The sequence below is a fragment of the Gilliamella sp. Fer1-1 genome (assembly GCF_001690825.1).
In the GTDB taxonomy this organism is placed as follows: Bacteria; Pseudomonadota; Gammaproteobacteria; order Enterobacterales; family Orbaceae; genus Gilliamella; species Gilliamella apicola_C.
Window position 1 is genome coordinate 26,944 of sequence record NZ_LZGX01000069.1, and the last position, 23,826, is coordinate 50,769.

General features: G+C 34.0%; 22 protein-coding genes. 12 read left to right on the top strand and 10 right to left on the bottom strand.

Going from position 1 to position 23,826, the window contains the following annotated elements; translation table 11 throughout:
• Positions 1 to 14: 14 nt before the first annotated feature.
• From ushA to A9G28_RS08180, 8 genes are all read right to left on the bottom strand, one after another.
• Positions 15 to 1,700, bottom strand: a complete 1,686-nt coding sequence (gene ushA / locus A9G28_RS08145) for a bifunctional UDP-sugar hydrolase/5'-nucleotidase UshA (RefSeq protein ID WP_065580340.1) — start codon at positions 1,698 to 1,700, stop codon at positions 15 to 17.
• A gap of 28 nt (positions 1,701 to 1,728) precedes the next feature.
• Positions 1,729 to 3,030: a pyrimidine-nucleoside phosphorylase gene (locus tag A9G28_RS08150; RefSeq protein ID WP_065580341.1), complete on the bottom strand. Its 1,302-nt coding sequence runs from the start codon at positions 3,028 to 3,030 to the stop codon at positions 1,729 to 1,731.
• 173 nt (positions 3,031 to 3,203) lie between these two features.
• Positions 3,204 to 3,608, bottom strand: a complete 405-nt coding sequence (locus A9G28_RS08155) for a cytidine deaminase (RefSeq protein WP_442903262.1) — start codon at positions 3,606 to 3,608, stop codon at positions 3,204 to 3,206.
• A gap of 23 nt (positions 3,609 to 3,631) precedes the next feature.
• The gene (locus tag A9G28_RS08160; RefSeq protein ID WP_065580343.1) at positions 3,632 to 5,605 is read right to left on the bottom strand and encodes a bifunctional 2',3'-cyclic-nucleotide 2'-phosphodiesterase/3'-nucleotidase; all 1,974 of its coding nucleotides are present in this window, start codon (positions 5,603 to 5,605) and stop codon (positions 3,632 to 3,634) included.
• Between the two features lie 25 nt (positions 5,606 to 5,630).
• Positions 5,631 to 6,800: an adenosine deaminase gene (add, locus tag A9G28_RS08165; RefSeq protein WP_065568117.1), complete on the bottom strand. Its 1,170-nt coding sequence runs from the start codon at positions 6,798 to 6,800 to the stop codon at positions 5,631 to 5,633.
• A gap of 346 nt (positions 6,801 to 7,146) precedes the next feature.
• Entirely contained in the window at positions 7,147 to 8,388 is a 1,242-nt protein-coding gene (locus A9G28_RS08170) for a nucleoside permease (RefSeq protein ID WP_065568116.1), read from the bottom strand.
• Between the two features lie 198 nt (positions 8,389 to 8,586).
• The gene (gene deoD / locus A9G28_RS08175) at positions 8,587 to 9,303 is read right to left on the bottom strand and encodes a purine-nucleoside phosphorylase (RefSeq protein ID WP_065580344.1); all 717 of its coding nucleotides are present in this window, start codon (positions 9,301 to 9,303) and stop codon (positions 8,587 to 8,589) included.
• Positions 9,304 to 9,355: 52 nt separating this feature from the next.
• Positions 9,356 to 10,585, bottom strand: coding sequence for a phosphopentomutase (locus A9G28_RS08180; RefSeq protein WP_065580345.1), 1,230 nt, complete (start codon positions 10,583 to 10,585; stop codon positions 9,356 to 9,358).
• A gap of 429 nt (positions 10,586 to 11,014) precedes the next feature.
• Between A9G28_RS08180 and murB the strand changes: the two genes are divergently transcribed.
• From murB to birA, 3 genes are read left to right on the top strand one after another with little or no spacing between them, the layout of a single operon-like run.
• Entirely contained in the window at positions 11,015 to 12,025 is a 1,011-nt protein-coding gene (murB, locus tag A9G28_RS08185) for a UDP-N-acetylmuramate dehydrogenase (RefSeq protein WP_065568113.1), read from the top strand.
• A gap of 57 nt (positions 12,026 to 12,082) precedes the next feature.
• The gene (locus A9G28_RS08190; RefSeq protein ID WP_065568112.1) at positions 12,083 to 13,225 is read left to right on the top strand and encodes an MFS transporter; all 1,143 of its coding nucleotides are present in this window, start codon (positions 12,083 to 12,085) and stop codon (positions 13,223 to 13,225) included.
• Positions 13,200 to 14,153 (top strand): bifunctional biotin--[acetyl-CoA-carboxylase] ligase/biotin operon repressor BirA, encoded by a 954-nt coding sequence (birA, locus tag A9G28_RS08195; protein ID WP_065580346.1) that lies wholly within the window; start codon positions 13,200 to 13,202, stop codon positions 14,151 to 14,153. The genes A9G28_RS08190 and birA overlap by 26 nt, the downstream gene beginning before the upstream one ends.
• A 68-nt stretch (positions 14,154 to 14,221) precedes the next feature.
• Here birA and A9G28_RS08200 read toward each other — a convergent pair whose 3' ends face one another.
• On the bottom strand, positions 14,222 to 16,528 hold the full coding sequence (locus A9G28_RS08200) for a zinc/cadmium/mercury/lead-transporting ATPase (protein ID WP_065580347.1): 2,307 nt from the start codon (positions 16,526 to 16,528) through the stop codon (positions 14,222 to 14,224).
• A gap of 333 nt (positions 16,529 to 16,861) precedes the next feature.
• On the opposite strand from A9G28_RS08200, the gene A9G28_RS08205 reads away from it, so the two are divergent.
• From A9G28_RS08205 to A9G28_RS08245, 9 genes are all read left to right on the top strand, one after another.
• Positions 16,862 to 17,212 (top strand): hypothetical protein, encoded by a 351-nt coding sequence (locus A9G28_RS08205; protein WP_065580348.1) that lies wholly within the window; start codon positions 16,862 to 16,864, stop codon positions 17,210 to 17,212.
• A 199-nt stretch (positions 17,213 to 17,411) separates the two neighbouring features.
• Positions 17,412 to 17,909 (top strand): CPCC family cysteine-rich protein, encoded by a 498-nt coding sequence (locus A9G28_RS08210; RefSeq protein WP_065580349.1) that lies wholly within the window; start codon positions 17,412 to 17,414, stop codon positions 17,907 to 17,909.
• Between the two features lie 85 nt (positions 17,910 to 17,994).
• Positions 17,995 to 18,432 (top strand): hypothetical protein, encoded by a 438-nt coding sequence (locus A9G28_RS08215; RefSeq protein WP_065580350.1) that lies wholly within the window; start codon positions 17,995 to 17,997, stop codon positions 18,430 to 18,432.
• Between the two features lie 123 nt (positions 18,433 to 18,555).
• Positions 18,556 to 19,038, top strand: a complete 483-nt coding sequence (gene comJ, locus A9G28_RS08220) for a competence protein ComJ (protein WP_065580351.1) — start codon at positions 18,556 to 18,558, stop codon at positions 19,036 to 19,038.
• Positions 19,039 to 19,102: 64 nt separating this feature from the next.
• On the top strand, positions 19,103 to 19,516 hold the full coding sequence (locus A9G28_RS08225; RefSeq protein ID WP_065580352.1) for a hypothetical protein: 414 nt from the start codon (positions 19,103 to 19,105) through the stop codon (positions 19,514 to 19,516).
• Positions 19,517 to 19,789: 273 nt separating this feature from the next.
• A complete protein-coding gene (locus A9G28_RS08230) occupies positions 19,790 to 20,176 on the top strand; it encodes a hypothetical protein (protein ID WP_065580353.1) in 387 nt (128 codons plus the stop codon).
• Between the two features lie 35 nt (positions 20,177 to 20,211).
• Positions 20,212 to 20,493 (top strand): hypothetical protein, encoded by a 282-nt coding sequence (locus A9G28_RS08235; protein WP_065580354.1) that lies wholly within the window; start codon positions 20,212 to 20,214, stop codon positions 20,491 to 20,493.
• A 352-nt stretch (positions 20,494 to 20,845) separates the two neighbouring features.
• On the top strand, positions 20,846 to 21,238 hold the full coding sequence (locus A9G28_RS08240; RefSeq protein WP_065580355.1) for a hypothetical protein: 393 nt from the start codon (positions 20,846 to 20,848) through the stop codon (positions 21,236 to 21,238).
• A gap of 291 nt (positions 21,239 to 21,529) precedes the next feature.
• Positions 21,530 to 22,741 carry an MFS transporter gene (locus tag A9G28_RS08245; protein ID WP_065580356.1) on the top strand — a complete coding sequence of 404 codons (1,212 nt, stop codon included), beginning with the start codon at positions 21,530 to 21,532 and terminating at the stop codon, positions 22,739 to 22,741.
• A gap of 64 nt (positions 22,742 to 22,805) precedes the next feature.
• On the opposite strand, the gene ypfJ is transcribed toward A9G28_RS08245, so the two are convergent.
• Positions 22,806 to 23,660: a KPN_02809 family neutral zinc metallopeptidase gene (gene ypfJ, locus A9G28_RS08250; RefSeq protein WP_065568100.1), complete on the bottom strand. Its 855-nt coding sequence runs from the start codon at positions 23,658 to 23,660 to the stop codon at positions 22,806 to 22,808.
• Between the last annotated feature and the right edge of the window lie 166 nt (positions 23,661 to 23,826).

The window sequence follows — 23,826 nt, forward strand, 5'->3', positions numbered from 1 at the left end:
AGCTACCTCAGTACTTATTTTTCAATAATAAATGGTGTTGGTTCATAATCTGATGCATTAATAGGCGAGTATTTCTCAAAATACTGTTTTACTACATCAGCATCACGATAACCCGTATCAACATAAGTTGGTGAAGTATTGGTTATTGGGTAACCATCACCACCAGCCGCTAAAAAGTCTAGCGTAACTATGCGATATGATTTTTGTAAATTGATAGGTTCATTTTTAATTTTTATATCTTCAATGTTATTGTTCGATCGTGTTAAGGTGACATTTTTCATATGTGCATATCCGCCAGAACCTGGTTTTTTGTTAAGTGCTACTTTAAGGTAATCAATTAATTCACTACCTGTCAGATCAAAATAAACAACGTTATTACCAAAAGGCTCAACTTTTAAAATATCGCGATAAGTAATATTACCTTCAATTAATGAATCGCGAATCATACCACCTGACATAATCCCCATATCAGCACTGGTTTTTTCAATAAAAGCGCTAAGCAATAATTGTCCCATATTGCTTTGTTGATATCTTACAATATTACGATCACCTTCAAGTCGGCCGGATAACTCTCCGCTTTTAATTAGTAAGTGTTGCTTTCCTTGTTCTTGATAAGGCTTTAGATTTTCGAGTAATTTTTTATCTTGTAATATCTCTTCACTGTAATATTCAAGGCGTTTTGTACCATCACCATTATCAACTTCTTTTTTTAAATTGATAGGGATTAGTTGATACTTTTGCAAAGTTATTTTGCCGTTTAAAAAGGTAAAATCTGCACGCCCAACATATTTACCCCATTCATGCGCTTGAACAATCCAAGTCCCGTTTTGCTGATCGGGTGCACAAGGGGTTCCTGGGACATATTCGGTAATGCGCTTATTTGGGCTTGCCATACAAACAGGATTTTGTGAATGACCACCCACAATCATATCTAATTCACCACTTTTTAACCCGCGGGCTAATTCAACATCTCCAGGTGCCATTGTACCATGTTCGCCATTTTCATAATGTCCCATATGCGTTAAAGCAATAATCATATCAGGATGTTCCATCTTTTTTATCTGAGCTATAATTTTTTGCGCCTCGGGTAAGGTTTTATGAAATTCAATGCCATCAGTATTTTTAGGTGAAGCTAAAAAAGTTGTATCATCCGTGGTTAATCCAAATACTGCCACTTTAATACCATTTAAATCAAATGTTGTGTAGGCATCAAAAACACGATTATCGGTGCCTTTAAAGTAAGTATTTGCAGATAGAAAAGGAAAATTTGCCCATCTTTGTTGTTCACGAATAATCGTTAAAGGGTGATCAAATTCATGATTACCCACAGCCATCGCATTGTAGCCAATTTCATTCATACCTAAAAAATCAGGTTTTGCTTGAAGTACATCGGATTCAGGAACACCAGTATTAATATCACCGCCAGATAGAAGTAACAAATTTCCGCCTTTAGCAGCTACCTCCTTTCTTATTTTATCAACGACTGTTTTTTGTGCAGCAAGTCCATATTCACCAATATCATTTTGCCAAAAACGACCGTGGTGATCGTTAGTATGTAAAATAGTAAATTGATAAATTGTGTTCTTTTCCCAAGTGGGTGTTGTTGGTTTTTTGTTCGAAATGGTCGCTATAACATTAGCTGAAAATAGACTCAAAACAACAAGTAGTGATATTTTTTTATTTAATTTTGGCTGAAACATGGTTCCTCCTAAATCCTTATTATAATGACTACTCCGTAATCACTTTATAAATCAATTGTGGCTCGCTTGCACTATCACTAACAATAATATTGTCATACAATTTTTGTTTGATTGCATCAAGCTTATCAGTATTGGCGTGAATCGTTAATAAAGCTTCACCCTCATCAACTTTATCGCCGACTTTTTTATGTAATACGATTCCAACCGCTGGATCGATAATATCATCTTTGGTTGCTCGCCCCGCGCCTAATTGCATTGCAACAATGCCAATTTGATCCGCAATAATCTTTGTAATGTAGCCTGATTTTTGCGCAGGTAGCGCGATTTGGTATGGCGCGCTTGCTAATTTTTCAGGATGATCAACAACCGAGCTATCACCACCTTGCGCTTCAATTAAGGTCTTAAATTTTTCAATTGCTTTACCATTTTTTATGACCTCTTGCAGTTTAGCTCTGGCTTCTTCTAATGTTTTCGCTTTGTTGGCAAGCACAACCATTTGGCTACCTAATGTTAAAACTAGCTCAGTTAAATCAGCAGGACCTTTACCTTTCAAAGTATCAATCGCTTCTTTGATTTCAAGTGCATTACCAATTGCAAAACCAAGTGGTTGTGACATATCTGAAATAATAGCCATGGTTCTGCGACCAATTTGGTTACCGATATTGACCATTTCGTGAGCTAATTTTTCTGAATCAGCCATATTTTTCATTAGTGCGCCATCACCGGTTTTAACATCAAGCACAATAGCATCAGCACCAGCAGCTAATTTTTTACTCATAATTGAGCTTGCAATAAGTGGAATAGAATTAACGGTGCCAGTTACGTCACGTAGTGAATAGAGCTTTTTATCGGCTGGTGTTAAATTACCTGACTGACCAATTACTGCTAAACCCTTGGTATTCACCTGATTAATAAAATCTTGTTTGCTTAATTCAATTTTGAATCCCGCAATTGACTCAAATTTATCGGTGGTGCCACCAGTATGCCCAAGTCCACGCCCTGACATTTTAGCGACCGGTACATCTAATGCTGCAACTAAAGGAGCAAGTACTAATGTTGTGGTATCACCCACACCACCAGTTGAATGTTTATCGACTTTAATGCCTTTTATTGATGATAGGTCAACAGTATCACCTGAATACATCATGGCACTGGTTAAATCCGCACATTCTTTTGATGTCATACCTTGATAATAAATTGCCATTAATAAAGCGCTAACTTGGTAATCAGGGATGGTACCATTAGTGTAGTTAGTAATAAAAAATTGAATTTCGTCAGTGGTTAATGCATGGCCATCACGTTTTTTTTCAATAATATCTACAAATCTCATTATTCGTCTCTCTTAATATCAATAAATTAGGATTATATTCTTCTCATCCATAATTTGGCTTGATGAGAAGGCTAATCCTAGCTAACAATAAGTATCAATTTCTTTTTATTTTTAATTGCGTTCAATTTTAACTATTTTCAATATAGCTAAAATTACATTGCTCACAAGCAAAACTAATCTAAATCACTTGGCGAAAAAGACCAAGGTAACAATTCACCAACAGTGGTTTCTTGGATTTTACCTTGCATATTCGTTAAAATCACTGGCATATCTTTAGCACAAAACTCACTGATTACTTGACGGCAAGCTCCACAAGGTGAAATTGGACCTTCAGTATCACCAATTACCACTAATTTTTTAAATTTTCTTTTACCTTCTGAAACTGCTTTAAAAATAGCGGTGCGTTCTGCACAATTGGCTAGGCCATAAGAGGCATTTTCAACATTGCAACCTAAAATCGCCTCATCATCTTCAGTGATTAATACTGCACCAACCTGAAATTTGGAGTAAGGAACATAAGCTTTAGAGCGAGCAGTTTTAGCGAGTTCAATGAGTTTTTCAATTTTCATATTGAGAATCCTTTGTTTCGTAATAATATTAATTAAATTTTAGGTTGAGCGTTAGCTGATGACTGTAAATCTAATCGATAAACACCAAAACCTAATTTATCTTTTTCGATAAATTCAGTAGGGTATAGTGAATGTTTTTCAATATAAGTTTTAGCTTCATCTGTTGGAGATGATTCAAAACGAATATCTAATTTGGTATCACTCGATATTGGCGCAATTTGCCAGTTGTTATCAACAATAACATTGACCGATCCTTCTTGTTTAGTAACCTTAGTGATATAAGCTGACAGGATCACTCTTAAATCATCCGGTGAATTAAATTTAACATTTTTTTCACCAGTACCTGGGAATATGCCGCTATAAGCTCGATAATTATTTGTAGCAATTAAAAACATTTGATTAGGATCAAGTGGTTTGTGTTGGTAAGTCAGATTAGTTATTCTTTCAGATGTTGGATTGATTAGCTGGCAGTTAGCATCATAACGTGGAGGTTTGGTGATATCAATTTGATAATTTACACCATCAATTGTATCAAAATTATAGGTTCTAAATTTATCCCAATTAATTAGGTATTGTGGATTTGCTGTATGAATATCTATTTGGTTATACATACCCGCAGAACATTCAAGCCATTCTTTTACATTTTTGCCTGTAATTTTAATCACAGATAAAATATTAGGATACAGATAGATATCTGCTGCATTTCTAAAGGTAAGATCACCCTTTTTTACATCAACAAAAGCACTTGGATCGTTTTTTCTGCCACCAGCTTTAAATGGTGCAATAGCTGATAAAACTGGCAGACCATCCAGATCTGGATCGCCTTGAATAAATTGCTTAACGTAATCGGTTTGTGCATCATTAATAATTTGTAAGGCAGATGTATCTTCGACTAGCGCTAAATAGCTAGTAATATCGGTTGAAACTTTACCAATAGGTTTACTTACAAATTTACGCGTACCTTGGTGGTCTGTTGTTAGAATATCAACGAGTTTTTGATCAGCTTCAACTAAGGCTTTTTTATTCGTTTGGTCATAAATCGGCCGTGCTTCAGATTTCCCTGAAATAGCTTGCCAATTGGATTTATCTCCCGTTAGAACTAAATCCACTACGCCTAAATGGCTTCCCCATTGTCCTGGCATGACCGCGGGAACATGATTGATATTTCCTGTTTTTATATCAGTATTAGGCAGTGATTTAAATTCTTCACTTGGGAAGACGCCATGTGAGTGACCAAACATAATTGCATTAATTCCCTCTACTTGGCTTAAGTAATAAACCGAATTTTCAGCTAACGCTTTATAAGGTTCAGCCGACACGCCAGAGTGTGGAATTGCAATAATGACATCAGCGCCTTGTTTTTTCATTTCCGGTACTAGTAATTTAGCGGTTTCGGTAATATCTTTGACAACAACTTTGCCATTAAGGTTAAGTTTGTCCCATTGCATAATTTGTGGCGGGACAAAACCGATATAACCAATTTTGATAGTATGTTTATTATCATCTCTATCAATAACAGGAGTATCTACAATAATATATTGCTTGAAATATGGCTTATTGGTTTTAGCATCATAAACATTGGCATTAATGTAAGGAAATTTAGCTCCAGAAAGGCTTTTTTTCAGAAATTCCAATCCAAAATTAAATTCGTGGTTACCAATATTACCAACAACATAATCAAGGGTATTGAGTGCTTTATATACTGGGTGTATCTCGCCCTCACTAAGGCCTTTATCAACTGCATAATCAGCCATTGGGCTACCTTGAATTAAATCACCATTATCAACAAGAACACTATTTTTTACTTCACCTCTTGCTTGATGAATTAAATTGGCAGTTTTAACTAACCCATATGAATCAATAGTTTGATCTTTAAAATAATCATAATTCATCATATTGCCGTGTAAATCAGTCGTTTCGATAATTCTTAAATCGACTGTTGCAGCATTAACAGCACCAGATATAAATAGGGGTAAAAAACTTAGGGCTAACTTATTTTTTTTCATGTAAATCTCCAATTATTCTGATGAATTAATTAATGGGGATAGCTAATAATAATTTTTGATATGTTAAAAAACGTTCAATGATTGCTGGATGATATTTTTTATCATGAATAAATTTTTTCAGTAATTTTCTATCATCCGAGGTAAAGTATGAGAGTGCCAAATTCATTAAACGAACTCTAATAGGCTCATCAACAAAAGCTGCTTGGATACCACATAGTGTTATATCAAGCAATTCTAATCGCGAAAAAGAAAATATCGATTGAGCAATATGGTATTCTTTTTCAATGTCGGTACCAAAAATTCCGGCATCATCCGTGTTAAGAGTAATGCGAACACCTTGGTCATACAGTTGTCTAATTGGATGATTAAGTATATCACCCTGTAATTTATTCACTAAAATACGATTGCTGGTGAGAGCAATTTCTAAAGTGATTTTGTTATCAACTAATTGCTTAATCAATTTATCATCTTCAATAGCAGCAATACCGTGCCCAATTCGATTTGCGCCATGTTTTAGCGCTTGAATAATACTTTCCGCTGAGTCAATTTCACCAGCATGGTAAGATTTTTTTAAATTTAATTCAGAAGCAAGTTGATGAGCCTTTTTAAAATCATCAAAATGCCCAGCTTTCTCATTGCCAGCAATATTAAATCCAGTAATAAATGGATGATAATTATTTTCAATAAAACGCAGTGTATCATGCACCACATCGGCGCCAAGGTGTCGTACGCCAATTACATGGTACCTAACGGTAATATTATGCTCTTTTTGAACATCAATAATTGCTTTATCCATTTGATTAAGAGTTTGTTGAAATCTTTCTTTGTCCCAAACAACTTTTCCTTGTCTTTCTGTTGCGCAAATATGATAGGGCGACAAGAACAGTTCACAATAGATTAACCCTTGCTTGGCATTTCTGCTTAAAAAATCGTAAGTAATCAGGTAATAATCGTCAGGATGTTTAACAAAACTCGAAACAGTGTCATAAGTTTGAATAAATGAAACAAAGTCGGATTCATCATAGTTATATCGACCATTTTTATACTCGGTCGCATCATATTCGCCTTGTTGATAACATAATGAATCAGGGAAAGTTAAATGATTTTTATTGGCTAATTTTTTAGCCATAAAGGGAGTAATACTGCCTTCAACATGCTCATGAAGTATAACTTTGGGGATTATGTGTTTATTCATCTTGTTCTAATCTGCTTAAATACGCTTATAAGGTACTTGTAATAGTGATTATTAATCAACTGGCAAACGTATCAAATACCAGAATTGATACACTTATTATAAGCATTTTATGCTATTTTGATAAGATACTTGTTTTCCATACCTTTGTTTCCCATCAATTTATTTTCTATACATTTTGTGCAATCTATCGATTTTCTGTGAGGCCGATAACATTTTGTCGCAATCAGGAATTAGGCAACAATTAATCTGTTGCCTATTTATAGAACAAATTATTAGTAGAATAATCTGACTTATCTATCTATTTCAACATTAACTAGGTAGTTAATGCCAATTCACTGCTTGATTTTTAGGCTAATTTTTTATCGGCGTCATCATTTTTGAAAATAAAAACAAAAACAATTGCAAGCACTAATGAATAGCCTGCAAATATAAGCCAAACAGAATGCCAATCTACAATTTTTTCTATTGTATAGTAATTAACCACAAAACCACTAGCCATGGTACCAATATAAGCACCAATACCATTTGTCATCATCATAAATAGCCCTTGCGCGCTATTACGGATATCTGATGATACAGTCTTATCAACATACATAGAACCTGAAATGTTGTAAAAATCAAAGGCACAACCGTAAACAATCATTGAAAGAAGCAGCAATACAAAACCAACAGGGGATGGATCACCATAAGCAAATAGCCCAAAACGAGCCACCCATGCAAGCATACTGATTAGCATGACATATTTGATGCCTAAACGTTTCATAACGAAAGGAACAAATAAGATAAAGACGACTTCTGATATTTGCGAAATAGAAAGTAATACTGCGGGATACTTAATAACTAAACTATCTTTAAATTCTGGAATATCTTTAAAACTATGCAAGAATGGGTCACCAAAAGTATTGGTAATTTGTAAAATACCGCCTAATAACACTGCAAATAGAAAAAAGATCAACATTCTAGGTTGTTTTAAAAGCACAAATGCATCTAAACCTAATGAACTCAAAATCGATTTTTCTTTACTAGTATCGTGAGTAATTTGAATTAAAGGTAAAGTTAAAGAATACAGGCTTAACAACACAGAGCTTCCAGCTGCAATATAAAGTTGCATATTACTGAGTTCTAATTGCATAAAGCTCACTAACCACATCGCAACAATAAAACCGACGGTACCAAAGATACGAATTTTAGGGAATTGCGTAATAACATCAAGCCCTTGTGACTCTAAACAAGAGTAAGAAATCGAATTAGAAATCGCAATAGTTGGCATGAAAGCAAAACAATGGATAAGCATCACAATCATCATTAAAAATGGTGACGTGATAGATGCAGCAATGAATAAGGTTATAGCACCAATCAAATGGCAAAGTGCATACAATCGGTTAGCAGGTATCCATCTATCAGCTACGATACCAAGTAAGCTCGGCATAAATAATGAAGCAATACCCATGGTACCATATACGGCGCCGACATCAATGCCAGTAAAATTTAAATTGTTCATCATATAGGAGCCTAAGGTAATTAGCCAACTTCCCCAGATAAAAAATTGTAAGAAAAATATAATTCTCAGTTGTAGCTTGATATTCATTTTTGTTCCTTATTAAATGAGCTCTTTTCTAACCTATTAGATAAAAATTAATGAATAAATAAAAATTTGTTATCGCTATTAAAAACTAGCTATAACGCTAAAAATATTCACGCTTAAAGCTGTTGGTTTACAGCTAATGCGACAATTAGTTGGTTTGTTTTTAACCTAAAAAAAATGGCAGAAATTCTGCCATTAATTTTAATTTGAATTAATTAATACCGATTCTAACGCAACATTAATCATATTTTTAAAGCCTAATTGTCGCTCTTCTGCCGACATTGCTTCGCCTTTTCGTATGTGGTCAGATACTGTACAAATTGTTAATGCTTTAGCTCCATATTCACTAGCCACACCATAAATGCCCGCTGCTTCCATTTCAACGCCTAAAATATTGTACTTTTCCATAATATCAAACATATCAGGTTCAACACTATAAAACAGATCGGCAGAAAAAAGATTGCCAACTTTAACATTTACGCCTAAGTTTTTAGCAGCATTAACGGCATTGCAAGTCAAACCAAAATCGGCGATAGCGGCAAAATCGTGATCTTTAAAACGTAAACGATTGACTTTTGAATCGGTACAAGCACCTAAGCCAATAACAACATCACCAAGATTAACATCAGGACTGATTGCGCCACACGAACCGATACGAATGATATTTTTAACACCATAAAATTTGATCAATTCGGTTGTATATATAGAACAAGATGGAATCCCCATACCATGTCCCATAACAGAAACTTGCTTACCTTTATAGTGGCCTGTAAAACCAAGCATTCCTCTTACATTAGTCACTTCTTTTGCATTTTCTAAAAAAGTTTCGGCAATAAACTTAGCTCGCAATGGATCGCCAGGCATTAATACCGTTTGAGCAAAAGCATTATCGGTGGCGTTAATATGTGGGGTAGGCATTTAACTCTCCTCAATTTATTACTAAAAATGTACTACACTAACTAAAAAATCGTTATTTACGAATAAATGATTTGCCATAATCCATTGGTGACAAATCAAAGTAATCAGCAACACTTTGCCCAATATCTGCAAATGTCTCTCGATGCCCCAAAGATCCAACAGGCACGCTATCACCGTAAACGATGACGGGAATATGTTCACGAGTATGATCGGTTCCTGGCCAAGTTGGATCACAACCATGATCGGCACTGATAATAAGCAGATCACCAGGCTTAATAAGTGCTAACATTTCAGGAAGGCGACTATCAAAATATTCTAATGCGGCAGCATAACCCGATACATCTCGTCTGTGCCCGTAAGAGGAGTCAAAGTCAACAAAATTAGTAAATACAATCGTGTTATCTTTAGCTTGTTTTATTTCTTCAAGCGATGAATTAAATAGTGCTTCAAGACCAGTTGCTTTCACTTTTTTGGTAATACCAACTTGTGCATAAATATCAGCAATTTTACCGATTGACACAACGGTACCTTGTTTTTCATCGACTAGCTTCTTAATCATTGTTGGTGCTGGTGGCTCAACTGCTAAATCATGGCGATTACCTGTACGTACAAATTCGCCTGACTTATTGCCTAAAAATGGGCGAGCAATAACTCGACCGATATTATAATTGCCTTTGTTAAGCTCATCACGAGCAATTTCACAAACTTCATAAAGCTTATCTAAACCAAATGTTTCCTCATGACAGGCAATTTGGAATACAGAATCAGCAGAAGTATAAAAAATAGGTTTTCCTGAAGCCATATGTTCTTCACCAAGCTCATCAAGAATAATTGTGCCTGAAGAGTGACAATTACCAAGGTAGCCAGGGAGTTTTGCTCGAGAAATAATTTTATTTAAAAGATCTTGAGGAAAGCTGTTAGTTGTATTTGTAAAATAGCCCCAGTCAAAAAGTACGGGCACACCAGCTATTTCCCAATGCCCTGATGGTGTATCTTTACCAGAAGAAATTTCGCTAGCATAACCATATGCGCCAATAATTTCGCTTTCAGTTTTCATGTCTTTAGGATATTGACCACTTGATTCATATGCCGCTTCTATTAAACCTAATTTGCTTAAATTAGGCAATTTTAATGGGCCGCTACGACCGTGCTCTGCTTTACCTAAAGCACAAGCTTCAGCAATATGACCTAAAGTATTAGCGCCTTCATCACCATATTTTTTTGCATCCTCAGCGCCACCGATCCCAAACGAATCTAGGATCATAATAAAAACTCTTTTCATAATTTCCTCTAACTCATAAGCAATGTAATCAATAATAGCTAGTTAAATAATAATCACTGCATTTTGTGCTGACTAAATAAGTTGATTATAATTTATAAAAACATTATTCAGCTAGTTATAATACACGATAACAAAAAACAAAAAAGATTTAAGCGCTACTTTAGGCGAATATTTGCTTAAATAGAGCAAGGAATTTGATCTTAGTCATACTTTTGAAATAAAAATGCGAATAAACCTGTTTTTATTAAACTGATTCAATAGCAAATTTATACAAATTCTGCGCAACCCACGCTTAAATAATTAATAAAATAAGATTACCCAATGTGGTAATATAGTTGCTAAATACGAAAAATTCCAAGCTATAAAAAAATAACATATAAAATAGATTCATTTTTGGGCATATATACAAAAATAAAAAGGTAGTTATCAATGAAACAAAAAATTCCTAACACTTTTGGTCTTACTGTTTTTGCACTAAAAGTTATTACTGTAACCACCGTTGAGCAATTACAACAAGTTTGGCAAGATAACTCCCAAAATTTGCCCATTATGATTATTGGTGAAGGTAGTAATTCGCTTTTTACTTGTGACTTTGATGGTATTGTTATTGTTAATCGAATCAAAGGGATGACCATAACCGAAACTGAACAAGCATGGCATTTAAAAGTGGGGGCTGGTGAAATTTGGCACGATTTAGTGTCAACAACTATCGAACAAAATATATCAGGGCTAGAAAACCTTGCATTGATTCCTGGTTGTGTTGGATCTGCGCCCATTCAAAATATTGGCGCTTACGGTGTTGAGTTTCAAAAAGTTGCTGATTATGTGGAACTGCTTGAGCTTGCTACAGGTAAAATTATCACTGTCACCGATGGTCAATATGGATATCGTGAAAGTATCTTCAAAAAAGCGTATTTGCAAGGCTATGCGGTTATTAATGTCGGAATCAAGTTACCAAAAGATTGGCAACCAGTTTTAACTTATGGAGAATTACAAAACTTTGACCCTAAAAGTGTTACGGCAAAAATAATATTTGATAAAGTGTGTGACATTCGGCGCAGTAAATTGCCCGATCCAAAAGTGCTTGGCAATGGAGGCAGTTTTTTTAAAAATCCTGTAGTCGATAAAATTGTGGCAGACAAGCTACTTGAAATTTATCCAAACATGCCAATATATCCACAAGATCATCATCAAACAAAATTAGCCGCTGGCTGGCTTATTGAGCAATGTGATCTAAAAGGATATCAAATAGGTGGTGCTGCTGTGCATCAACAACAAGCGTTGGTATTAGTTAATAAAAGTCACGCAACAGCGGAAGATGTGGTTGAATTAGCACGCTTTATTAAAAAAAGCGTTTTACAAAAGTTCTTGGTGAATTTATCGCCAGAAATCCGGTTTATCGGCAACACGGGCGAAATTGATGCAGACAATTATTTGTAATTAGCAAAAATTATAATTGATTGCAAATTTAGTCCATAAATTAAACTCAATAACACTATGAAACGTTCGTATTCATTTCCGATTTTATTAACTAGTTTACTCTTTGTGACAATCTCATTGTCAGCATTAAATACGCAAGTGCCGCTGTGGTTAGTGCGTAATGAGTTTTCGCTCGGGCAAATTGGTTTTGTGGGTTCAAGTTATTTTACTGGCAACTTGATTGGTACTATTTTTGCCAACTGGTTTATTAGTAAATTCAATGCTCGTTACACATACACTTATAGTTGCATTATTTTTGCAATAGCAACAATTGGTCTAGGTTTTTCAATGAATTTTTATAGCTGGATAGTGTGGCGGTTTTTTATTGGCATTGCTTGTGCTGTCACTTGGGTAGTCATTGAAAGTTGCATATTAGTTACTGGCAGTGTGCGTACTCGCGGTAAAATGCTGGCAGTTTATTTAACTACTTACTATTTAGGAACAGTTCTTGGGCAGGCTCTATTACAGTACTTTCCACAAGATGTATTGTATTTTGGATTGGTTATTACATTATTAATGGGATTAGCAATTTTATTTATTTTGCTCACTCATTATAAATTACCAAAAAGAAAGAGCAGCAGTTTTAATATCATGCCAATGATATTAAATAAACCTTCACGTATTGGGCTTATTGGTTGCGTTATTGCAGGTATGTTAATTGGATCGTTATATTCGCTCTTACCCGTTTATTATTCGCATCTAGGTTATAGTGATATTCAAGTTGCTAATTGGATGATTTTACTTATTCTATCTGGAGTGGCTGCGCAAATGCCAGCTAACTGGTGTGCTGACAAATTTGGACGGCAAATTATATTGCTGGTTGAGTCATTGTTAATGCTAACCGCATGCGTAATGCTAATATTTAATTGGTTTGGTGTTTTGGCGATTATTTTATTAGGTGCAACCATTTACACTATTTATCCAATATCCATGGCTTGGGCCTGTTCGTGTGTAAAAAAACAAAATATTGTGGCGATGAATCAAGCTATGCTGTTAACCAATACTTTGGGTAGTTTAATTGCTCCTGCACTAATAGCACTTATCATGGATAAAACCAGTAATGCTTATTTATTTGTCAGTTTTGCTATAATTTCGTTATACTTCATAATTTTGTTAGCTAAAAAAAGAGGAACGGATGCGCAGTTACAAAAATCCACTTAAATTAATTGAAATACTCTCTGATGGACAGTTTCATTCAGGCGAAGAGTTGGCAGATGTATTTGGTATAACTCGCGCTGGTATTAATAAATATATTAAACAGTTGCGTGAATGGGGAATAACGCTAACGTCAGTGCAAGGCAAAGGTTATTGCCTTGCATCTCCTCTGGATTTACTCAATAAAGCTAAAATTGACCAGTATTACCAGTCAAATAGTCATTGCGAAATATTGCCAATTATTGATTCGACTAACCAATATCTGCTCGATCGCATTGATCAACTCACGTCTGGTAATTGCTGTGCAGCTGAATTTCAATCAAAAGCGAGAGGAAGACGAGGACGTAAATGGTTTTCTCCGTTTGGTAGTAATATTTACTTTTCGATGTATTGGCGGTTAGATCAAGGTATAGCGGCAGCAATGGGGCTAAGTTTAGTTGTTGGTATCGTTATTGCAGACACTTTACGTGCATTATCAGGTCAAGATATCAAAGTTAAATGGCCAAATGACCTTTATCTTAATGATCAAAAGCTAGCAGGTATTTTAGTTGAATTAGCAGGGAAAACGGGGGATTGTGCTCATGTTGTCATTGGTGTTGGTGTCAATTTAACTATGACTAATCCAGATATTAATATTGTTAACCAAAAATGGGCTAATTTAGGTAATATTAATCGTAATTTGTTAGTTGCACAGATTGCTAAGGCCTTAAAAAGTAAATTAACGGAATTTGAAAAATATGGTTTAACGCCATTTATTAACGATTGGAATAGATTAGACAACTTTACTAATCGTCCAATAAAACTATTAATTGGCGAAAACATCATTCGTGGGGTTGCTAAAGGCATCAATGAGCAAGGCGCCCTAATGTTAGAAAAAAATGGTAAAATCGACGCTTATATTGGTGGTGAAATATCTTTAAGAAGTGATGAATGATAATTTTCAAAAAACATGAGAAACCTATTCCACTTTTTTTAAGCGAAATAGGTTAAATAATAAAGTTGTTAACTTTTATTTTTAAATCTTAAAACTCGAAGAGCATTTGCCGTCACAATCGCAGTTGTGCCTGAGTCGGCTAACACAGCGAGCCATAATCCAGTAAAGCCAAATAAGCTAGTAATTAAAAATACTAACTTAACCCCTAATGCAATCGTAATATTTTGTTTAATATTACGACGGGCAAAGCGTGTTAAATGAATTAATTTAGGTAAACTAGACAAGCTATTTTTAGTTAATGCGGCATCGGCAGTTTCTAATGCAACATCTGTACCTCCTCCCATAGCAATGCTAACCGTTGCGGCTTTCATTGCTGGTGAATCGTTAATACCATCGCCCACCATAGCAATTGGCATGGTATTACGAATTCTTTCAATTTCAACCAATTTATCGGTTGGTAATAGCTCGGCGCGATAGTCCATTTTTAATTGAGAGGCAATGGCTTTAGCTGCTCGTGCATTATCTCCTGTTAACATTAAAGATTTGAGTCCAAGCCGATCAAGTTCATTCATTGTCGTAATTGCATCTGAACGCAATACATCTTGCAATGCAATAATGCCTATCAATTGTTGACTTGTCACTGCAACTACCACTGTTTTACCTGCATTTTCAAGCTCCTCAATGATTTGGGCGTGTTCATTATTTAAAGGTAGTGAAACGGTTGCTACTTTGTTTGGTGAAACAATATAAAAAGTCTTGTGATCCACTTCGCCTTGAATACCAACTCCTGCAATAGCTTTACGATTATTAGCCTCATTAATGCTTAGTTGATTTTGTAATGCATAATCAACAATCGCCTTAGCTATGGGATGATGTGACCCACTTTCAATTGCAGCAACTAATGTTAATAACTGTTTTTTTGTTATACCTTGATTAATTACATCGGTTACTTGTGGTTGACCTTTGGTTAAGGTGCCTGTTTTATCAAACGCAATCAATTTAACAGAACCAATATGCTCTAAAGCTGCACCACCTTTAATTAGCACTCCTTGTTTTGCGGCATTAGATAAAGCCGATGTTATTACCGCTGGTGTTGATATAACTAGTGCACAAGGGCATCCAATTAATAATAGTGTCAAGCCACGATAAAACCAAGTATACCAATCAGAATTAAGTAATAATGGTGGCACAATAATTACTAATAGTGCAAACAAAGCAATTGCTGGCGTGTAATAGCGGCTAAATTTATCAATAAAACGTTCAATAGGCGCTTTGCGCTCTTCGGCATCTTCAATGAGTTGTAAAATGCGATCAACCGCATTTTGTCCAACTTCTGAAACTACTTTAAGTTGAATCGTATTATCAACCACTAGCGATCCCGCCAAAATCTTATCACCAGAAAGATAATTAATCGGGATAGATTCCCCTGTTAATGCGCTTTCATCTATATTGGCTTGTTCGCTTATTAAAATGACATCGGCGGGTAAACGTCCACCCGATGAAATTTCAATAATATCATTGGGTTTTAAACTATGGCTAGCAACAGTTTTTCGTTCGCCATCAATAATTATCACAGTTTCTTCTGGCATTAATTTAGCAAGTGATGATATCCCCGTTTTGGCTTTATTTGTTGCTATGCTTTCCAGCATTTCACCAATCATAAATAAAAAAATGACCATGGTGGCTTCTTCTGCTGCACCAATAAATAATGCACCAATAGCCGACACACTCATCAACGACTCAATAGCAAATGGTGTACCATTACGTGTTAAAATCCATGCTTCTTTCAAAATAGGAATTAACCCTATTATTGCCGTTGCCATAAATGCATATTCGCCAACGGTTTGATTACATAATAACAGGATATAACTCATCACAATTAAAGTTCCTAATACAACTAAAGGGATTAGTGCCTTTTTGTCAAAATGATGATGATCGTGATGATGCGAATGGTTATTGGAAGGCTCGAAAATAGGTTTATAACCCAACTCGATAACTTTATTTTCAATTAATTGAATAATTTCCTGATTTTTTTTGGGAACAAAAACCATTAATTTTTCGGTAGAAAATATCATCTTTGTTTGGCTAACATTGGGTAAGGTTTTTAAACCATTTTCAATTTTTTGAGCGCAACTGGCACAATCCATACCGGCTATTTTCCATGTTAATTTAACATGTTGGCTTTGCCTATCAGGATCTTCTGGAGGATCGTCAAAGCGACTTTGGGATTTGGTAGTATGTGTATCTCCTCCGCAACAAGGCGTGGATTCTTGATGACAATTTATATCATCAGGTATCTGTATATGATTGTGCGCTATATTTTGACAATTACCATGACAACTATGATGGTGTATGTATTTGTTATTGTATAACATAACATTACCTACGTGAGTGGATGATTTTGATTGTACGCTAAAAAATAAAAAAGGAAATTATTTTTATTTTCATTATGTGTTAAATAAGGAGGATCAATTAAAAATGAGTTGAGCAAGTATGTTGTAGTTGAGTTGGATTAGTTGTTTAGTTTTTTTAGTCATTATAAATGGCTAGTTTACCAAACATTTAGCTAAATCTATAATCGTTATTTTTGTGATGTAATTACCCTATGTCTTATTGATGATAGGATATTAATTTTGTTTTATTATGTAGATTCCAACCCTAATCGTTTTTCAACTTACTATAAACAACGTGAGGACTTTCTATAAATTATGAAATTTATTTATAGCAATGATAAGGCAAGGGCTCTTCATTGGGCGCTTTGTGAGAAAAAGCGGGCTCCTTTTATAGAGTTAAGTAAGATTAATAATCAATACACTAATATTTTTTATGATATAACAAATTATCATATTTCTTTAGAAGAAATCTCTAATGATATAAAAAAATTATATTTAGCATACCTTGAGTTTTTTATGCTTTCCGACCCTATGATTGATGAGTTGTATGATCAATATTATTTTTTTAATTTAATAGTAAAAAGTGAACATGCTAGTTTTTTTGCGGAAAAATTATATGACTATCTTTTGTTTAAATTAGAGAATTTCAGCCACAATAAAACTTAATACTATCTATGATGAAGGAAAATCACATTGAAGCTTTACAACATATTTAATGATATCAAAAGATTGGTTTTAAATAGATGAACCTAAATCAAAGTAACTTTAATTGTGACATATTAAACAACATTTAATTTTGCATAACATCATGAAATAGATAGGTTAATTTATACGTGAGAAATAGAATAATGATAGGGCATTTGCAATGAAAACACTTAGCCGTAAACTTGCTTTAACACAATTAGCTATTAATATGATTATACAATATCCAACAAAAGAGATTGAGAATATTCTCTTTGCTGATTACCTTGATGAGCATGGTCAATCTTTAACATATACAAGTATTTTTGATGGTGCCGTTCAAACATTTTTATTGGACTATTTTATTGATATTAAGCTGAAAGGATATTCTAATCACTATTTAAAAAAATACATTAGTGATTTATATAATGAACCTATCACTATTATTGGAGATGAAGATATTTTGCATATATGCCCATGTTGTAGCTATTTAACCTTAGAACATCAAGGGCAATACGATGTTTGCCCATTATGTTCTTGGGAGGATGATGGCACTTTGTATCATGAGTTAGATAAATACAGTGTAGTTAATCATTCAACTTTAAAGCAATATAAAGGAAAATTTGAAAAACAAAAAGTTAACTTCATTAATATTCCATATAAATCAGGTAATGATAATTAATAACAATTGTATAAAACGAGTATTTCAGGGTACATACAACAAAATGCTTTTTGATATCTATTTATAAGTATTAAAGGATGATTAGATGACCAAAATATTGGCGTTATGGGATAGGCAAACACTACCGATAAAAGATGGCATTTACTTTGCCACTGGTGATTCAATTTCTTTTGCAACCCAATTTTATCCCCAATTATTTATAAAAAAGGGGAAGCCATTCAATTTGAATCTTTTTTTGAGCGAAGATCCTGATAATATAACTAGTATTGATATCATCAAAAAAATAACCCTAAATGATGGCAATAACTGCTATTTGGGAGAGGGGAGTTATGGCTCTGAAGGTTTTATCGCCTACTTAACACCAGAAAATGCTTTAAAATGGGTGATCTATTTTGAAACATCAAATCCATTTATTAATGCAATTGAACTACCTAACAATTTCCTTATAGTACAATCCAGCGCTAATTTTAAAATAACTATTGAATTAAATAACCCAATTAACCTTGTTTTATCTAAGAATTAGCAATAACAATCCTAACATAGAATGTCATTCTACAATAAGCCAAATATTGATAATATATATTACTTATAATAAATATTATTTTTGATTTGATGATTTTATCAAATGTAAACGCGAGTATTATTTATGAGGCAAAATAACCAACAAATTGTGGATTTGTTAATATCAAATAGTCAAATTTTAGTCAGATCCAAACCGTATTGTGAAACGTTGTCGCAGTGGGGGCAGAAAAACATTGAGCAAGGTGCAGTGATTCATCGTGATTATGCCATTTTTGATCCGTTACCTGATGATACTTTCGGCGCAAATGTTTTTTTAACATTAGCAGATAGTTTTACAATAGATACTCAAACCTTACGATGTATTGCTATTCCTTTTTACACCCATCATGAATATAGCGTTGAAGTTGCCTCTGCTACAGAAAAGTTTACCATTGACTTACCATTAAGTGCGCCATTGTATTCGCTGTATTATGAAATTTGTGAAAGTGATGAAGTTTTTTATAAATTTACTTTTGTAGCTACCTCAACCCCAATCGCCGCACACTATATGATTGATGACGAATGGGGAGGAAAAAAACAAAAAATAATTCAATCAGGAGTACTATAATTCCACCTTTGCTATGATTAGCTCTAATTTATAGCCTGTTGTCAAAGCGAATAAAGAACAATAAATGAAAAAGAAAAATAGCCAAAACACCATAAGCTATGTTGTCGAAGACGAAGGCATCGCAGTAGATATTATTTTGCCCCGCTTTGGCCAGCAACCTATCCCAGTTATTTATTTGGAATCATTTGAGTATAACAAGCAAATGAAAGATGCTATTGATTTCATTACATCCCATCAAATTGAATTATACAACATCATCAATAATGAAATGACGACTTATATCTCTCAAGTTTATAATCAAGATGGTAATAAAGCGCTATCACAAATTTCATTAACTAAAATTTACATCTTGTTAGATGAAAAAGATGAGTACGGCTTAATGTTTGCGTGGTCAGAGGATAGTGAACATAGTATAGGTATTAAAATGAAAAACATGTCAATAGTAAAAATAGGTGCTGCAGAAATCGCATTTTTATAAAGAAAGTTTGCTATTAGGAATAGAATGTGATCAAAAAGTAATCCCTTCTTTGTAAAAGATCATGTGAAAAATTTGCAATGCTTTCAAATATTATTAAAATAATATCATTTAGCTAATTACTTGAATTAATATACTTTAATGCTCCGAATTGGAATTAAGTTAGCATAATGAAGTTGTAGTCAAAAAATATTGTGCTGAATCTTGGCTAATTAACTTAATTATAAGTAACGTAATTATCAGCAACATAACCGTTAAAATCTAAAATTAAGCAAGATGTATGAACTAAAAAAACTATGTCATGATTTACATTTACCAAGTGGTGATAAATTCACTCAAGATTGGGCGTATGAATTGCCAGAGCAATACCGAACCGAAGAATGGTTAGATAGATATATTCGTGCTTATACTCATTCAACTTATTCAAAAACACAAAAACGTATATTAATGACTTTGATACTGGATGTCACGAATGATTTAGTTTCATCAGGTATTAGTGTATCCACCTTAACGATTAATCAAGCCCTAAAACTTTTATTGCAGGATTATAATTATCATATGGAACTAATTGAGTATTGGTCATTATCTGACGAACCATTAGCGGACTGTTTTGCGCTAACTCCTGAAATAAGAAAGCTAAAAATGCAATTAACTAAAAAATAATATCCACTATCATCAATTTGCCAATGAGGTTGATTATGCAACAAACGACTAATCTATCTGATGATGAATTAAAACTGATACAAATGCGATGTGAGAAAGCAACGACAGGTCCTTGGATCTCTTATCTTGAAGGTCGCGATCATAACAGTGGCAGTAATTTTATTATGACAGGTGATAAAAATAACCGCGGTGAAGATATTGAACTTATTGGTGCAACGATTGCCGATCAAGAATTTATTGCTCATGCTCGACAAGATATACCAAAATTAATTAATGAAATTAGAAGATTAAAGAAGTTAATTGCAAGTTCTACATAATATTACCTAAACACATAAATGAAAGAACAACGCTTGATGAATTTACCATAGTGGGGGCTACTACTTATTACCTATATTCTTTTTCAACGCATTTATAGATTAATATAAATTGATAGAGAATCTTGGCAGATTAAAATGTTTTTAGTGAATGGATTAGCGATGGAAATATTTGTAAACCAACAGTAATGCAACAAAATCAATGAACACTATTTTCATGGTAAGATGCAGTATTCAATGTGACTATTTAAGCTTATTTTACGACTATTTTGTGTACTTTATTGCAATGAATAAAAACATTATAACGGCTTAATATATTATAATTGTTAATATCATAAAAAACACAAATAACCCAATGAAAAATTATTACGCATTTGAAAAGTTAAACCCAAAAGAATTTATATTAGGAGCAGAAAAACAGCATATATTTCTTAATATGTTAGATATCGTATGCAATGGAAATTTAACTTTATTTACGCAATCTTTTTCAAATTTTGTTCATCTATTTCAAAGTGATAGCTTTTACATAGCACATAACCTAATTTACTATAAAGGTAAAAAAGCTATATGCAAAGGGCATGTTGTGAAAGCATTAAAAAATCAACTTATTGATTTTATTCAATATACAATTAATCATGATGATCTTCGTTCATTTTTAATAACGCCTATTATTGCTAATCCAAATAACAAACAGGTTTTTTATCTTACGGAGGAAGGATTTTATTTATACGAAATATCAATAATTTAAGTTTTTTCTAAATTTTAGTATAACGATAAGTGGTGATCATTACTTCTTTAATTTTTACAATCTGGTGTGACTAATTCTTAATGCCCCGCCATTTTTGCAAACAGAGTTATCATTACCATATAAACATAATAAATCCTATATTAATAAAAGTAGCAAAATCTAAAGGCATATTTATCAGTAAAGTGAGGAAAAATACGTTGCCTTATTTATTTTTAATTTTATTACGTTTATATTAAATTTAAGTATATAATTGGTCCAAATCCCTTTAATCTAATTCTTCAGTGTATTTTTATGACTAATATCTCTTCGTTTCGCCAAAAGCAAAGCGTTATTTTTGTTGCTTTTTTAGTCACTACATTTGTTGTTGGAATTGCTGGTGCTTTACAAGCCCCCACATTAAGTCGGTTTTTAACTTTCGATGTTAATGTTAATTCGCGTCTGGTTGGGCTTTTTTTCTCGGTTAATGCCTTAGCTAGTATTGTGGGGAGTTTCCTATTGGCTAAATATTCCGACAAAAAAGGCGATAGGCGTTATATTGTTATCTTCTGCTGTTTAATGGGCGTAGCTAACAGTATCACTTTTGCGTTTACGCGCCATTATTTGATATTAATTACCTTGGGCGTTTTATTTGCGGCGTTATCGTCGGCTGCTATGCCACAAATTTTTGCATTAGCGCGTGAATATGCTGTTAAAACAGGGCGTAATGTTGTGGCATTTAATTCGCTTATTCGGGCTCAACTTTCATTGGCTTGGGTGTTTGGTCCACCAATCTCATTTGGTTTGGCTATTAATTTTGGTTTTACGGCAATGTATTTAGCTGCCATGGGTATGTTTATGGTGGCGATGCTATTTGTTGCTGTATTTTTACCTTCAGTTGAAAAAAATCCTACCTCATCAATAAATAACAACCTAGATCTAAAAGTAGCAAATCAACCACTTTGGCAGAACAGAAATGTGCTATGTTTACTGTTATCTACTGTATTTATGTGGGCTGCGAATATGATGTATATCATCGATATGCCACTTTATGTTGATGAAGTCTTACATTTGCCAGATTCTTTACCTGGCGTATTAATGGGGCTAGCTGCGGGTATTGAAATTCCAGTAATGCTCATCGCTGGATATTTAGTGCCTTATTTAGGTAAACGAAATCTGTTTTTTATTGCGATTACTTGTGGGCTAATTTTTTATACTGGTTTGATTCTTTGCACTGATAAATATGCTTTATTAATACTACAACTTTTTAATGCATTATTTATTGGGATTGTTGCAAATATTGGTATTATTTACTTTCAGGATCTATTGCCAACTCGAATGGGGGTCGCATCGACTTTATTTAATAATGGTGTCATTTTTGGCGTAATTATAGCTGGAATGTTGCAAGGGGTGTTATCTGATATTTATGGGCATAAGATTATTTATTGGGTTGCATTGATTATGGTGGCAATATCGTTGTTATTTTGCATGTTGGTTAAAAAAGACACTGCTAGCCAAGTCAATTAAAGGCGAACGAGTAACCAAAGTTAATAAGTAATCATTAACGCATAGCCTATTCGCCTTTTATTATCTATTCCGTAAAGGTATTGCATTGGTTGATTGCACCACTATCAAACCCACGTTTAAACCACGTGTAACGTTGTTCAGATGTGCCATGTGTAAAGCTATCGGGTACAATGCGCCCCTCGCTTTGCTGTTGTAAGCGGTCATCGCCAATGGCTTTTGCAGTGTTTAACGCTTGTTCAATATCGCCAACTTCAAGAATATTCTCTTTTTGCATGGCATTCCCCCACATCCCCGCATAGCAATCGGCTTGCAATTCTAACTTAACGGATAATTTATTATCGATATTTGCTTGGCCTTGCTTTAACCGTTCCACTTGGTCAAATGTTCCAAGCAAATTTTGCACATGATGACCAATTTCGTGAGCGATTACGTAACCCTGTGCAAAATCACCTCCACCGCCCAGCCGTAGTTTTAACTCTTGATAGAACGAAGTATCAAGGTAAACAGTTTTATCAATACTGCAATAAAATGGTCCCATAAAAGCTTTACCCATACCGCAAGATGTTTGGGTTGCGCCATTATAAAGCACTAATTTAGGAGGAGTGTAGGTTTTACCTAAATGTTGAAATTCTTGATGCCAATAATCTTCAGTGCTTGCTAAAATGATTGATGTAAATTTGGCAGCATCTTCATCATTAATTGAATATTGGTTTGAGCTTTGTTCAGTGCTATTTGTGTCAATAAGATCTGAATTTAGTAGCCCTGTTAAATCAACACCATAATAGCCAGCAACTAATACCACCAGCAATAACGCAACTTTACCTTTACCACCAATAGGGATTCGAGCACCTGAATCACCAATCGATTGTGAGCGACGATCTTCAATATTATCGCTTTCTCTTTGGTCTCTCCAACGCATAGTCATTACCTTTGTTAGTTTTTATTCATTTTAGATGATAACAAGTAAGGATTCTAGATTAAACTGATGTTATCGTTGCAATTTGAAAAACTTAATAATAAATAACCTGCTTTACAATCTTTACGATGAGTAAAGCATTTGTTCTCAAAAAAGTTATTTCTTATTA